The organism is Ruminococcus flavefaciens, from assembly GCF_900116855.1.
GTDB lineage: Bacteria > Bacillota > Clostridia > Oscillospirales > Ruminococcaceae > Ruminococcus > Ruminococcus flavefaciens_R.
This window is the reverse complement of the sequence record NZ_UETD01000020.1, coordinates 1-13,571: the sequence shown is the minus strand read 5'-3', so window position 1 is coordinate 13,571 and position 13,571 is coordinate 1. Positions and strand designations below refer to the sequence as shown.

Below are 13,571 nucleotides of genomic sequence, written 5' to 3'. Positions count from 1 at the left end.
TCTACTCTTTCAGCGCCGAAGCGATTATGCCGCGCTCAAGCTCCTCCTGTCCTATTACGAATACAAATACCGCAGGTATCAGCGTCACCGCCGCTGACGCCAGCAGCAGCTCTCCCCTGTCAGCTCCCAGCGTGGGGAGATACAGTGACAGCGGATACAGAGCCTTGTCCCTGAGAAAGGTCAGGGGCTGCTCCACCATGTTCCACAGGTCCAGAAAGCTTATGACCACGCAGGCAAGTATGCCGGACTTTCCCAGCGGAAGTCCGATGTACCTCAGCACCTGCCACTCGTTTGCGCCGTCTATCCTTGCGGAGTCCGCAACGTCACGGGGAATGTCCGCAAAACCTCTGTATATGAGAAATACGGGAAATGCCGAGAACACCGCAGGAAGTATCACCGCAAGCCGCCTGTTCATAAGTCCCATGCCGTCCAGCACCAGATACTGTGAAAGCATGGTGACCTGAAATGGCATGAGCATGAATATGACATAGACGTTGAAAAGAAGCCGCCTGCCCTTGAATTCAGCCCTTGCAAACGCCCACGCCGCAGGTACTGCCACAAGAGTCTGGAAAAAGAGTATGCCCCCCACCATGAGGAGGGAGTTCCAGAACACTCTGTAAAACTCGGGAGAATAGACCAGAAGCTCCTTGAAATTCTCCGCTGAGGGATACTGCGGCAGCAGGTCGATATGGGAGTACTTTCCCGTGAAGTTCACAAGGGGCGAAAGGGTGTCCTTCAGCTCGCTTTGAGCCTGAAATGGCAGTATCACCGCAAGTATGACGGGAAAGAGCACTGCCGTACAGAGGACCGCCATTATGATGTACAGCGGCAGTCCTGCCGCCTTTTTTCTCATGGTCAGACCTCCTTTCTGTCCCATACCCTTTGCAGCAGTACCGCCGCTGCAAAAATGACCGAGAATACCACCACAGCCGCAGCTGCCATCTTGTCAAGGTCCATATTCACGAACCAGTTGTTGAACAGGTGCTGGAGCAGATAAATGCTCTTGTGGGGGTATGCGCCTGCCACAAGGTAGGCTTCCCTGAACACCTTGAATGAGTTCAGGAACGAGATTATGGTTATGGTGTAGAGCGCAGGCTTCAGCTCGGGCAGTATTATGCGGAACAGAACCTGTCTCTCGTTTGCGCCGTCCACCCTTGCCGCGTCGATGACAGAGGTGGAAACGCCCATTATGCCCGTCAGCCACAGCAGTACCGTGTACCCGAGATTTTTCCAGATATAGCTCCCCACCAGCACCCAGAAAGCCTTTGATGAGCCGAGGAAGCTGACCGCTCCGTGACCGTGGGAGGTGATGATGTGGTTTATCCAGCCCGAGTCCCCGAAAAGTATCTGCCAGATGAGCACCAGTGCCGCCGTTGGTACTGCCATGGGAAACAGCAGCACCGACTTTATGAGCCTTATGTGCTTCACGTGGCTGAGCCCGTAGGCTATGAAGAATGATATCCCTATGAGCAGCGGTATGCAAACCGCCGTAAAGACTGCCGTGTTCTTCACAGCCAGTCCGAAGGCTTCATTGCCGAACACTGCTTTATAATTGTTTACCCCGACAAGATCGCCCGTTACCGCGGTGCAGAATGACCTGCGGACAGAATCGGCAAAGGGCAGGAATGTGAATACCGCCACTCCTGCCGCACTTGGCAGCAGGAATGGCAGGTAACGATATTTTCTCTTTATAGCATATCTGTTTATCATAACTATTCTTTCATTCTGAGTTCAAGCTGCTTCATGGTCTCCTCGGCAGCCTGCTCCGCAGTTTCCGTGCCGCTGAGGCACTTTTCTCCTGCGGATTCTGCTATCTCTCTGACCGCATACTCAATGTACACAGGCTCATCGAGGCTCTTTATATAGTCGTCGAACGCCTTGACCTCGGCATTGTCCATGCTCTTTATATCAAGCTCGACAGTGTCTTTCACCTTTCCGTCATCGCCGTAAACGTCCAGAGATGTGGTATAATCATATTCATCGTTTACATTTCTGGAATATATCTTTTTCAGCGCCTTTACATTTACGGGGAAGCCGTCGTAATCGTTGCCGTTTTCCTGAGTCTTATCTTTGAGTGCATAGGCAAGGAAGCTGTATGCGTCGTCGGCGTTCTTTGCGGACTGTGTTATGCCGATATTGCAGACAGGCAGGAAGCTGCGGCTGTCCTTGTTCAGACCCAGTCTGTATGAAAGCTTTTTGCCCAGCACGGATTCATCAACAGAGGTAAGCAGACTCATATCCCTGCTTATGTCGTTTACGGCTCCCGTAGCTATGATCTTATAGCCCAGAGCACCCCAGAATCTTGCGCTGAAAGCATTTTCGGAGGTCACATCGGGGCTCCAGTAGGTGGATCCCTCGGCGTTACCGGCATATTCAGCATCATGTATGCGCTTGCAGCTGTCAAAGAATTCCGTCAGAGCCTCCTTGTCGGGAGAGCTGCCGAAAAGCCTGTTCCACTCATAAATAAGCCCTATCCTTACGGAGTCGTTTACGTCATAATAGCCCATAAATGTTTCCTTAGGATCGTATTTCTCCCTGTATTCCTCGCATAGGTCGGCAATGTCCGCATAGCTGTGTATCTTTTTCAGCTCGTCCTCCTCTGCACCTACGGCAGGAAGTCTGAACCTGCACGCCACGCTGCAAAGCTTTCCGTCATGGTCGTTCCAGTTGACCACATTGCTGAGCAGGTCATTCTCGGGAAGCCATTTTTCGCTGTTCTCCGACAGATCGATCAGCATATTCTTGTCAATGAGGTTCTCTATGTCCAGACCGTCCAGTATCATGACGTCGGGAGCATTTCCCGAGAGTATCTGAGTTGTGAGCTCCTTCATGGCGTCGCTGTAGGTCATGCCCTCCTTCATACCCACCTGAAGGTCAACCTTGACTCCCCTGTTTTCGGAGGCAAAGCCGCTTATGAGCTTTGAGACGGTGTTGTTCTTTTCAAGGGTGTATATCTTCAGCTCCGAAGCGGCTGCGGTCTCAAGCTCAGGGTCGAAGCGGTAGCTGTAAACGCCGCTGACAAATGCAGCATAGAGCGTTCCGTCCTCTCCGCAGTACAGCGAGATCATCTCGTCGGAGGGGTCTCCGAAGCGGCTCACAAAGCCGTCAATGAGCTGCTCGATGATATTGCCGCCCATCACATAACGGTAGAGACCGTCAGGACAGCCGATGTATATGTCATCATCATTTCCGCGGCATATATCCACAGCTACGCCGCTGGTCAGCCTTTCGTGTCTGTAGCTGCCGAGGAAATCCTTCAGAGCATCAGGCACCTCTGTCTCCCTGCCGCTGTCAATGTCATAGAAATGGGCACCGTCATCGTCGATGTAGATAATATTGCTGCCAATGATATCAAAGGCGGAGAATATTCCGTTTCCGCCGGTGACCTTCTTGGTATCGCCTGTGCTTATATCCACCTCAAGTATGTCTCCCATGGTGTTGCAGGCAAAAAGCCTGCCGTCCTCAGAGAACTCCGCATACATGATATTTTCGAGACCGCTTACCTGATTTTCGGTGCCGTCAGATGAAAGCACCCATACATTTCTGTTCATTTTCCAGTACAGATATCCGTACTCAGATGCGGCAAATATCGTGGCAATGTCATCATTGTTGGCTTCATCAAGATCAGGGAGAACGTCCCTGAATATCCTTGTGCCGTCCTTGGAGATGTAGCAGAGCTCGTCGGTAAAGGGAAGCACAGCCCCCACCTTTCCGCCTATATCGGTAAATTCGGAAGCAGGTCCCAGATCCCCGTATGCAAATTCCAGCTTCTTCTCGGCGTATCCGCCCTTTGCTGAGAGCTTCTTTATCTCGGCATGCTTACCGCTGCTGCATGACACTGCGGAAGCCGACATGACAAGGGCTGCTATGAATGCTGTTATCTTCATTATCATTTTCATGTTGAGTTACCTCCTTGTTCTATGATAATATGATATCACATCAATCTCTAAATCTCCTCTAAAAAATCTCTAATTTTTCTCTAATTCTTTCCAATTGGGTATCAATGTGATATAATAGTCATAAGAAAACCGAAAGGACAGTTTTTATGCGTATACTTATTATAGAGGACGACAGGGAGCAGTGTACGCTCCTTCAGTTCAGACTTGAAAAGGAGGGTTACTCCTCTGATATATGCTTTGACGGTGCCGACGCGGACTACTACCTCAGCAGCAACGCCTATGACCTTGTGCTGCTGGACTGTATGCTCCCACACAAGGACGGTCTCACTATCCTCAGCGAAATGCGAAGGGGCGGCAATACCACTCCCGTTATCATGCTCACCGCTCTCGGAGAGCTCAGCGACAGGATATCGGGACTTGACAGCGGCGCAGATGACTACATCGTAAAGCCCTATGAGTTCGGGGAGCTTATGGCGAGGATACGCTGCCGTCTCCGCAGGCACTCGGGCATAGAGAGCCTGAGCAGGCTGAAAGCAGGCGACGTTGAGTACTCCGCGGAGGAAAAGGTGCTGACGGGTCCCAGCGACAGCTGCACACTCTCCAACAAGGAGGGCGAGCTCATGGAGCTCTTCCTGCGAAATCCCGACCAGACCCTCTCACGCTCCACCATACTCTCAAGGATATGGGGCGCGGACTACGAGATCGAGGGCGGCAACCTTGACAACTACATCTACTTTGTCCGCAGAAGGCTCAGAAAGGTGGGCAGCAGCCTTGCCATCAAGACCGTTCACGGCATAGGCTACCGCCTTTCCACGGAGGGCTGACCATGTTCAGAAAGGTACATATAAGGCTGACTCTGCTGTTCACGGCGGTGTGCGCTCTGGTCATAGTAATAATGTCGGGGCTGTACCTCTACCTGAGCAGGCAGAATATCCGCGAGAACAGCTTCATGAGCTTCCGCACGGATATGGCGTCATTCAGCGCTTCGCTGTCGGACAGGCACGTTATCACCCAGAGCTGGCTCAGCTCGGTGAGAAGCAACTACAACTACAGCTTTTTCATATACGACAACGAAAAGCCCATTCAGTTCACCGCAAAGACCTCCACCGAGGAAAATGACAGACTCATTGCCGATATCCGCGAGCACTTTGACGACGAGATAAGGCAGCTCCGCTATACGGGCTCGGTCAGCCACAAGGAAATGACCTACAAAAGGGACGGCAGGGAGTACTATGTGGGTATCATCTGTATCAGCGGCGAAAAGGGCTTTACGGAGTTCTACGCGGCAGACTCTCTTGACGCGGAAAATGAGCAGTTCCGCTCGCTGCTCCGCAACTTCATCATAATAATACTGCTTACCACAGCAGCACTGTTCCTGTTCGCATTCCTGTTCACCAGAAGGCTGCTGCTGCCAATAAAGAAGAACCACGAACAGCAGGCGCACTTCATCGCGGCGGCTTCCCACGAGATACGCAACCCCGTCAACACCATCATATCCGCACTTGACGCCATGGACAGCTCTGAGGGAGCTCAGCAGAAGGAGTTCGCGGATATTGCCCGCAAGGAGGGCAAGCGGCTCACTCTCCTCACCGAGGACCTGCTCACACTTGCAAGGTCGGACAACGGCAGCTTCGCACCGAGAACTTCACCCACAGAGCTGGATACGCTGGTGCTGGACTGCTATGAAGCCTTTATCGCACCTGCCAAGGAGAAGAACATCACCATGAATATAAGCCTGCCCGATGAGAACGTCCCCAAGGCAGATGTGGACAGCGAGCGCATAAAACAGGTGGTTTCCGTCATTCTCAGCAACGCTGTAAGCTATACTCCCAATGGCGGTAAAATAGATATTGCCTACACCGCAGACCGCTCATGGCACAGGATAAGGATATCAGACAGCGGCGGCGGTATCTCCGACGAGGACAAGGAGCACATCTTCGAGCGATTTTACCGCGCCGACCGCTCCCGTGAGGACCGCTCCCACTTTGGTCTGGGACTCGCCATAGCCAAGGAGATAACCGACCTGCATCACGGCACACTAACCGCCGAGGACAGCCCTCTGGGCGGCGCGTCCTTTGTGATATCACTCCCCGTTATGTAAATCATAATTTCGAGCTGAGCCAGCTCGACCGCTTGCCACGTTGTCGCTCGTAAACTCGCTTAATAATATCAAAAATGATATTTGTACATCGCTTACAGCGCAATAAGTACGCCGAGCCTATGTAAGGGATTCCAAAGGGACTGTGTTCCTTTGGCGGAGTCCAGAGGCAGCGCCTTTGGTCGTCGCTTTCAGCTTTTAAGGCGACGAAATAAAACAAAGCGCTCCGCAAGGGGTGAATCAAAAAACAGTCCGGTGGACTGTTTTTTGAGAGGGGACGCCCTGCAACGAAAGATTCCCTTATCGAAGAAAACATCATCAAACCGAATAGGAAAAAGCCGATACATATAGTATCGGCTTTTTTAAGGCGAGTTTTTTACTACATAACATAATCCTCCGCAATATGGGAGCTACTCTTAGCGGAATAATTGACAAACCAAATCGAATAGTAATAAAGCCGATACATTACGTATCGGCTTTAATTATCATGTTACTTTTTAAAATTGAAGATTAATCCTAATTGTATTCTCTTACGCCCCTATTAAATTCTTCATGAGATAATAGTGGACGAATACAAAATATTATAATGCTATATGTAAGTTTAATTATCAATTGTTATTTTTTTCTCATGGATTCCATTTTCCTTATTCCAAATGTATTGCATATATAGTGAATGTTCATTTGGATTGTAAGTTAGTGATATATTATTAGGATCTGTAAGAGTACAATCTCCTTCAATAATATAATCTGAATCTGGTATTTTTTTATAGATAATTGAGGTTTCTTTTATACACAAGCAACCTATCTTGGACTGCATTCCGCTATATTCATATAATATAATTTCTGAATCTCCATCGTAATTAGCAACAAATGGAGCATAAAATATTTCTTCATCACAAATAATTTCTTTAATTACATAGGAAACACATCCGACAAAAATGGAAACGCAAATAATCAATATAGAACATATTAATTTTATGATTTTCCTATCTGCTAAATGTTCAAATACAATTATAATCAATAGCAATGCTACTGATATAATTATTCCGAATATAGCATATATATTTGAGTAGTGTTTTATAACATAATGTTTTACTATAAAAGAATAGTAAAAGATCAACAATAATATACTAATAAGGAATACTGTTATCAGTCCTTTTTTTATAATAGAAATCATTCTTTTTTCTCCATTCTATTACATATAAAAATCAACATTCTCTCAAATATGATTGTTTTGAGTTTTATCTAGCTTCATTGAAATGATAAAAATCGCACCCTTTTTTGTATGCATTAGCCAAAGCGCCATTATCATCTATTCCTTCAAATTCGGTTTTATCATAATCAAAGGCTACTTCCGCATCGATGCGTTCTCCAATTTGAGGGTATCTTGCCCCTTTTTCCCATGTAATCTTTATTGGATATACTCCAGTTACAAGAAAATTTCTGGCTTTTCCACATTTATGCAAAGCGCCCAAAGCCTCTTTATTACTCCAATCATACAAATCATAGACGTAATATAAAATTTGTGCTGAATAAAATGTTCCACTTGCATTTGTTATACAATTAACCTCCGCTGTTAGAGCATTTCTTCCTCCACCTATAGTAAACCACCAATCGGTACCAGCTTGATGCGGTTTTCCTTCATTCAGATGATAATCCGTTTGCCATAGGTCCTTATCAGTATTTCCTATAGTTGCAAATTTATATGAATAATCCGGCTTTACTGTATTTTCAACCATTCTAAAAAAACTGTTAAGTTGCCAATAATAACTCAGCCTTTGACATTTTGTTGTTCCAACAGCAATTGACAAGGGAACATCTAGCGTTTTTCCAGAACCATTAATATAATGCAATAGAGCTTTTTCAGCAATTGGTGATTTACCCAATTTATGGTCTTTTCCAAAAACAAGATCTATAACATCAGACGTTCCGCCAAACCACGCAGCCAAAGACACAGCTATTTCAGTAAATATATGACCGCTTGTAGGTTGAATTGAATTAAAGCTATCATCTGATTCGCGTATATTTTGTTTGTAAGCATCCGACATTAGATCGTCTATTGTTAATCCATCCAAACTATTTAACACTCTAAAGTTTGAATCAATAGGAGTGTTTGGACTTGCATCCCATTTATTTGGAATTCCATCACCATCATTATCTTCATACAATATCTTGTCACTAAACGGTGTGATCTGTATAGACCCGGCGATAAGGCGTTCAGAAGTACTGCGATTTTTCATATACTGCTCGTAACCGATTCTTGTAAGCTCATTGTAACTGCAAACATCCAGCATAGACGGAAATACAAGGCTACCGTTTGCATCATAATATGCTGCGCCTATTTTTACAGCTGCGTCTTTAAAGTTTATATTTCCATTAGCATCAGCAGCAGGTACTTTTGATTTGTCGTAAGAAAATGGTAGACTATTTAAAAATGCATTTCTGTTTACTTCTTTAGGTATACTTTGCGGTGTTAAAGTTGAAACATAACAGATAGATTCTTTATAAATATCCGTAATAGCATCAGAATACAATCTTGCAAATCCCGAGTTACCAAAATAGCCGTTTTCCAAATTAGAATATATGCCAAAATTATATGGTCTGCAAGCGTCTTTTAAATTATTTACAGCAGCAGTATTGTTGAATATTCTTCTTGATAATAAAAAATTGAGATGAATATTAGAATCGTATATTTCCTCAAAAGAATCGCAAACAGCGATAGGTATTGTTAATTTATACTCATTACTATTAGTAAATGAATAATCTGAATTAGACATTATAAAAGCATATTTTTGAGAGCTGTCATTTGAAAATAAATCGCCTTTTATGCCATTAAGTGTAAAAATAGCACTATTTAACGTGTTTTGTGTATTAGTTGTAAAGGGGGTTAATGTTTCAAGAGCTTCATCAACTGAATCAATGCTATTAAACAGCTTATCATTTGCAGAATTTTTATATACGATCAGTTTAGTTGCTGACTGCTTCGGAGCGGTATAATATCCAATGATTTCTACATAAGCATTATTTGAGTGCTCAAATATAGCCTGGCTGCAGTCGTGGATGCTTTTTTTAGTTTCTTCAAGATTATCTGTTAGGCTTCCAGATATATCAACGAAAAAAGCAACTTCAAGTGCTCCTAGTTCGTAATCATAAACTACATCATTCTTTCCTACTGATATTTCTGACTTTTCGTCAGCAAGGACATTATATGGTGCCATTTTCACTGAAGTTGATGATCGTGAAGAATCTTTGATTTTAACAAGTGTAAATGTACCCAATTCATTTGTTTCAACATATGCAGAATCTGATGTGTACTTCGTTTCTACAGGCAGAAGATAATTAGTTTCAGGAAAAAACTCAAAGATCATATAGTTTTCAATGCTGCCGTCAATAGATTTGGGCTTGAAATAAATCTTTGCGGTGTCAACAGTCAGTTTCTCATCATATGAAAACATTATTGACTTGCCTATAAAACGGTCATCTTCGGAAGTATTTGAAAATGCTCCAGTATGAATAGTTAAAGTTTTTTCAATATTTCCTGCTGACTTTATATCAATAGAAACTTCATAAGGAGTATCTTCTGTGTTTATATGTGAAAGCAAATCATTTGAAGCTGATATTTTGTTTTCAAATGTCCTCTGATTATCAGGTGTCTGACCATCAGATTTGTCTGAATCCGGTTTCAGACCAAGTTTGATCTCATCTCCGTCAATTATACCATCATTATCAGAATCCTCATTATTAGGATCAGTTTTATATTTTTTTAATTCATCATAGTCGTTGATTCCGTCCAAATCAGAGTCATCAAGCTGAGGATTAGTATTTGCTGATATTTCTTCTTTGTTTGTAAGCTTATCACCATCAGCATCATCAGCATCATCCATTACTGATAATCCTCGGGTGTTCTTATTTGTTGGAGAAGTGTTGGTGTACACTACTTCGTCAAAGTCGGAAAGTGTATCACCATCGCTATCCTTTGAATCAGGATCTGATTCTAATATGGCTATTTCTAACATATCACAAACAGAGTCTTCATCTGCATCATCATAAAGATACGCATCGAAAAAAGTATTCTTGCCCAAGACATAGTCACTCAAGAGAGTTAAGTCGGCTGAATCAACCTTATCATCACGATTAAAGTCTAAGTCCTGAGTGGTATCTCTGCTGATAATTGCTTTTCTCATTGATATTACATCAAATGAATTAATTGCTTTATCATTGTTGAGATCACCATATATTTTGTATGAAGTTCTGTATGATGCTGCATTTGTTTCGGGAATCATTGATGAACAGTTAAACGATAAACTTATAAGAGTTGTAACAGCAATGATTGATGAAATTAGTTTACGCATTAATTTACTCCTTTGCTTTATATATTTATTAAGACTATAGCATGATTATAGCATGACGTTTAAAAAAAATCAAGTCATTTCACTAAATATGTACATTATGTAGCGTTAAATAAAAAACAGTACAGTGTGCTGTATTGTTCATTCAAGAGTGATCTTGATACATATGAAATTGCGGAAAGAATGGGTACAACTGTCCGAGCTGTGCAGGATCTTCGCCGACGGGCTTTAGACAGGCTTCGTGATGAATATATCTCGCTCTATGAAGAAGCTAAAGCTTTCGGTTATCCGGGATTAGTCAGCTACAACTATAAACGGATACTGAAACTGTTTGAACAGTGTAAGATCATCTTTTCGCAAAACGAATCGCCTGACACATCTTCCAATCAACCAAATACTTCCAATAACGATCCGGCGTCGTAAACCTCTCCCCACAGTAATTGCTGTGGGGAGTTTTCTTTGTTGGCAACTATTACTAATCGAATATATGTTTTCTATTACGCCGCTTGTGCATCTATACAAACAATTGCTTCTCGTTTATTGAAATCTTCGTTTTTGTCTTCTCCCATCGGTATATATATGGAGGCAGTCCTCTCTCTGCTAATGACAGTGTGACAGTAGTGACGGTAGAAATGTTACCGACGCGCAGGCACTGCATGACAGCTCACAAAGCTCTATATAGCTTCATCTGCGGGGCGTGTCAGTAAGTTTTCGTGTCGGTAGTTTTACCGTCACGGCAGAGTTACTGTCACGTACAAAAACGCCCATTTTTGCCGCAGTAGTCCAAATCGGGTAGTTATCCCACCCGTACCCACAAAAGCGATTGTTGCGCAACGTGGAGCGAGTGTGGCGGAATTGGCATAAGGAGAAAACCACCGCTGACGGAGCCGTACAGGCGACGGAGGTTTGAAAAAGCCAGCATCGCATTCGGCAGTCCGCCGAACGCTTGCTGGTCGGGGCGAACCCCAAACCCCCTCTCAAAAATCGTACAATGAAAGGAGAGTGATAATATGAGAAAACGAAACAGAACGATCACTATCCGCTGCACCGATGACGAGTATGAGCGGATACACAACAAGGCTCAGCGGCGCAAGCTGTCCCTCAGCGACTTCGTTCTCAGGTCGGCACTTGATAAGAAAATCGTAGTAACAGACGGATTGGACGAGGTCGCAAAACAGCAGAAAGCAATCGGTCGTAACCTCAATCAGATAGCAATGCTGGCTCACGAAGGACGGCTGCACTCTGTCCGACTGGACGAGCTTATTGAACAGCACAAGGCTGTCACCCAAGCCGTTTGCGACATAGCCAAGGAGGTGAGATAGTGCCTATCATTCATTTCATCAACAACAAAACTCAGACCGCTGGCGGCATGAGGAACGTCCTCAACTACGTCAGCAGAAAGGAAAAGACCGTGTCAGAGGACAAGCGTTTCGTGACGGGAGTCAACTGCTCACCCGAGACTGCGCTCGATGAAATGACCGCGACCAAGAACTTATATCACAAGTCCGACGGTCGGCTGTACTATCATCTGGTGCAGAGCTTTCCGAGCAGATATGAAATCGAACCTGAGCTCGCTCATAAAATTGCAGTAGAGCTTGCAGAGAAAGCGTTCAACAAATATGAAGTTATTGTGGCAACTCATATCGATAGGGAGCATATTCACAGTCACTTCGTCTTCAACTCCGTCAGCTTCGAGGACGGGAAGAAGTACCATTCCAACAAGGAAACAGTCGAGGAACTGATGAAGCTCAGCGATGAAATTTGTCAGCGGTACGGAGTCCATGTACTCGATGCTCCTAAGAAGAAAATGAATATAGACTACCTCTCCGACCGTGAGTATAGGTCAGCGAAGAAGGGCGAGAGCTTCAAGTGGGAGCTGATGAATGTCATCAATCAGGTGATGAAACAGGCAAAATCAAAGAAGCAGTTCTGCTACTTAATGAAGCAGCAGGGCTATGATGTTCGGTGGGAGGACAACCGAAAGTATATTACCTACACTTGTCCTAATGGCAGAAGATGCCGTGACAATAAGATTCACGGCGACAAATACAGAAAGGAGAATATGGAATATGAGTTCGAAACAAGAAGAATTGCAGCAGATGTACGACAAGGAATTGTCGGCTGCGGAGGAAACTCAGCCAGCAGTGTTGGTACTCGATGCCAACTGGAGAGCACTGATAGAATTGAACAAGCTGATGTTGCAGGAGCAGCTGGAAATACTCAGCCGACTCTCGGTGCTGGCGACGAAAGCGGATACAGAACAGGTGCTGAAAACAGTACGCTCCGAGCAGAGAGCAACCATAGAAACCTGTCGGGAACTGCTGAATCAGGCAGCGGAACTGTCGGAAACAGCGGCGGCTCAACTGGAGAAAGCAACAGCAAACTTGTCATCACAGGCTGGGAAGCTGAACGAGGAATATGGCTCGAAGCTGAAAGAGCTCGACGAGTACAAGTACAAGCTCAGCTTGAAAGTAGCCAAGTGGATAGTGATATCACAGTCGGTATTGATAGCATTATCGGCAGCGTTACAGCTGTGGCTTCGATAATCGAGGACGAGCCTGTCGACGATACCGAGTACGCTCGGGAACACATTGACAGCAAAGCACTCGCCGAGGAGCGAGAGCGCAAGGAAGCTCACGGAATACACATGGGATAGTCCTGTGAGGTGTGCGTTGTTTCAACAGTCGGTTTTCGTCAAGTCTGATGAATGGATTTCGACAGCGAGCTGTGGTATGATTGTTGGTCGGGAGGTGACCGCGGCGATGAAGTTGCAGGATCTATACTACGGAAACGTCATACCGTGTCAGCACGACGTGAGGCAGGATTCCGACTACGCAAAGCGAAGTCTGGAGCTGCTTGAAATGTGCGATAGGCTTGAGAAAAGGCTGTCGGCTGACGACAGAAAGCTGCTGAACGAGATAACGGATATGCAGGGAATGCTGTCCGAAACAATGGTAGCAGAGAGTTACATACAAGGCTTCCGCGACTGCACTGAACTGATTATTGACGTGATGTTCGGCAGTAGCGAGAACCTGAAATAACATAATAATTAAACGGAATGGGTACGGTAAAACACCGTACCCTTTAATTTTTAGTAAAGGAAAGATGAAAATGAACACTTTAATTCACACAGGAAACATGAACAAGACAAATAGAAGGAGTATGATCGAATGGCTGAAAAAGAGAATGAAAAGCTTTATTATTCAGAAAACAAGATCACAGTCG

10 protein-coding genes and 1 pseudogene are annotated in these 13,571 nt (G+C 44.9%); 6 read left to right on the top strand and 5 right to left on the bottom strand.

What is annotated here, in order from left to right:
- Position 1: 1 nt before the first annotated feature.
- The 3 genes from DSZ37_RS16830 to DSZ37_RS16820 are packed head-to-tail and all read right to left on the bottom strand — an operon-like array spanning position 2 to position 3,899.
- Entirely contained in the window at positions 2-853 is an 852-nt protein-coding gene (locus DSZ37_RS16830; protein WP_109728010.1) for a carbohydrate ABC transporter permease, read from the bottom strand.
- A 2-nt stretch (positions 854-855) separates the two neighbouring features.
- A complete protein-coding gene (locus tag DSZ37_RS16825; RefSeq protein ID WP_109728009.1) occupies positions 856-1,710 on the bottom strand; it encodes a carbohydrate ABC transporter permease in 855 nt (284 codons plus the stop codon).
- A 2-nt stretch (positions 1,711-1,712) separates the two neighbouring features.
- A complete protein-coding gene (locus DSZ37_RS16820; protein ID WP_109728008.1) occupies positions 1,713-3,899 on the bottom strand; it encodes an ABC transporter substrate-binding protein in 2,187 nt (728 codons plus the stop codon).
- A gap of 146 nt (positions 3,900-4,045) precedes the next feature.
- Between DSZ37_RS16820 and DSZ37_RS16815 the strand changes: the two genes are divergently transcribed.
- Both DSZ37_RS16815 and DSZ37_RS16810 read left to right on the top strand, forming a co-directional pair.
- Positions 4,046-4,723: a response regulator transcription factor gene (locus DSZ37_RS16815; protein WP_109728007.1), complete on the top strand. Its 678-nt coding sequence runs from the start codon at positions 4,046-4,048 to the stop codon at positions 4,721-4,723.
- A gap of 2 nt (positions 4,724-4,725) precedes the next feature.
- Entirely contained in the window at positions 4,726-6,000 is a 1,275-nt protein-coding gene (locus DSZ37_RS16810; RefSeq protein WP_109728006.1) for a sensor histidine kinase, read from the top strand.
- Positions 6,001-6,598: 598 nt separating this feature from the next.
- On the opposite strand, the gene DSZ37_RS16805 is transcribed toward DSZ37_RS16810, so the two are convergent.
- Positions 6,599-7,174 (bottom strand): hypothetical protein, encoded by a 576-nt coding sequence (locus DSZ37_RS16805; RefSeq protein WP_109728005.1) that lies wholly within the window; start codon positions 7,172-7,174, stop codon positions 6,599-6,601.
- Between the two features lie 64 nt (positions 7,175-7,238).
- Positions 7,239-10,349 carry a dockerin type I domain-containing protein gene (locus DSZ37_RS16800; protein ID WP_109728004.1) on the bottom strand — a complete coding sequence of 1,037 codons (3,111 nt, stop codon included), beginning with the start codon at positions 10,347-10,349 and terminating at the stop codon, positions 7,239-7,241.
- Between the two features lie 117 nt (positions 10,350-10,466).
- Between DSZ37_RS16800 and DSZ37_RS18255 the strand changes: the two are divergent.
- From DSZ37_RS18255 to DSZ37_RS16780, 4 genes and pseudogenes are all read left to right on the top strand, one after another.
- Positions 10,467-10,769: pseudogene (locus tag DSZ37_RS18255) on the top strand (hypothetical protein); the annotation flags it as partial.
- 587 nt (positions 10,770-11,356) lie between these two features.
- On the top strand, positions 11,357-11,668 hold the full coding sequence (locus tag DSZ37_RS16790) for a plasmid mobilization protein (RefSeq protein ID WP_109728002.1): 312 nt from the start codon (positions 11,357-11,359) through the stop codon (positions 11,666-11,668).
- Complete coding sequence (locus DSZ37_RS16785) at positions 11,668-13,002, top strand: relaxase/mobilization nuclease domain-containing protein (protein ID WP_109728001.1); 1,335 nt, start codon at positions 11,668-11,670, stop codon at positions 13,000-13,002. Before DSZ37_RS16790 ends, DSZ37_RS16785 begins: the two co-directional genes overlap by 1 nt.
- 106 nt (positions 13,003-13,108) lie before the next feature.
- A complete protein-coding gene (locus DSZ37_RS16780) occupies positions 13,109-13,387 on the top strand; it encodes a DUF6809 family protein (protein ID WP_109728000.1) in 279 nt (92 codons plus the stop codon).
- The last annotated feature ends 184 nt before the right edge of the window (positions 13,388-13,571 follow it).

What these genes read in the sequence shown, in the direction of transcription:
- DSZ37_RS16830 (WP_109728010.1), bottom strand. Translation starts at nt 853, where the DNA reads ATGAGAAAAAAGGCGGCAGGACTGCCGCTGTACATCATAATGGCGGTC.
- DSZ37_RS16825 (WP_109728009.1), bottom strand. Translation starts at nt 1,710, where the DNA reads ATGATAAACAGATATGCTATAAAGAGAAAATATCGTTACCTGCCATTC.
- DSZ37_RS16820 (WP_109728008.1), bottom strand. Translation starts at nt 3,899, where the DNA reads ATGAAAATGATAATGAAGATAACAGCATTCATAGCAGCCCTTGTCATG.
- DSZ37_RS16815 (WP_109728007.1), top strand. Translation starts at nt 4,046, where the DNA reads ATGCGTATACTTATTATAGAGGACGACAGGGAGCAGTGTACGCTCCTT.
- DSZ37_RS16810 (WP_109728006.1), top strand. Translation starts at nt 4,726, where the DNA reads ATGTTCAGAAAGGTACATATAAGGCTGACTCTGCTGTTCACGGCGGTG.
- DSZ37_RS16805 (WP_109728005.1), bottom strand. Translation starts at nt 7,174, where the DNA reads ATGATTTCTATTATAAAAAAAGGACTGATAACAGTATTCCTTATTAGT.
- DSZ37_RS16800 (WP_109728004.1), bottom strand. Translation starts at nt 10,349, where the DNA reads ATGCGTAAACTAATTTCATCAATCATTGCTGTTACAACTCTTATAAGT.
- DSZ37_RS16790 (WP_109728002.1), top strand. Translation starts at nt 11,357, where the DNA reads ATGAGAAAACGAAACAGAACGATCACTATCCGCTGCACCGATGACGAG.
- DSZ37_RS16780 (WP_109728000.1), top strand. Translation starts at nt 13,109, where the DNA reads ATGAAGTTGCAGGATCTATACTACGGAAACGTCATACCGTGTCAGCAC.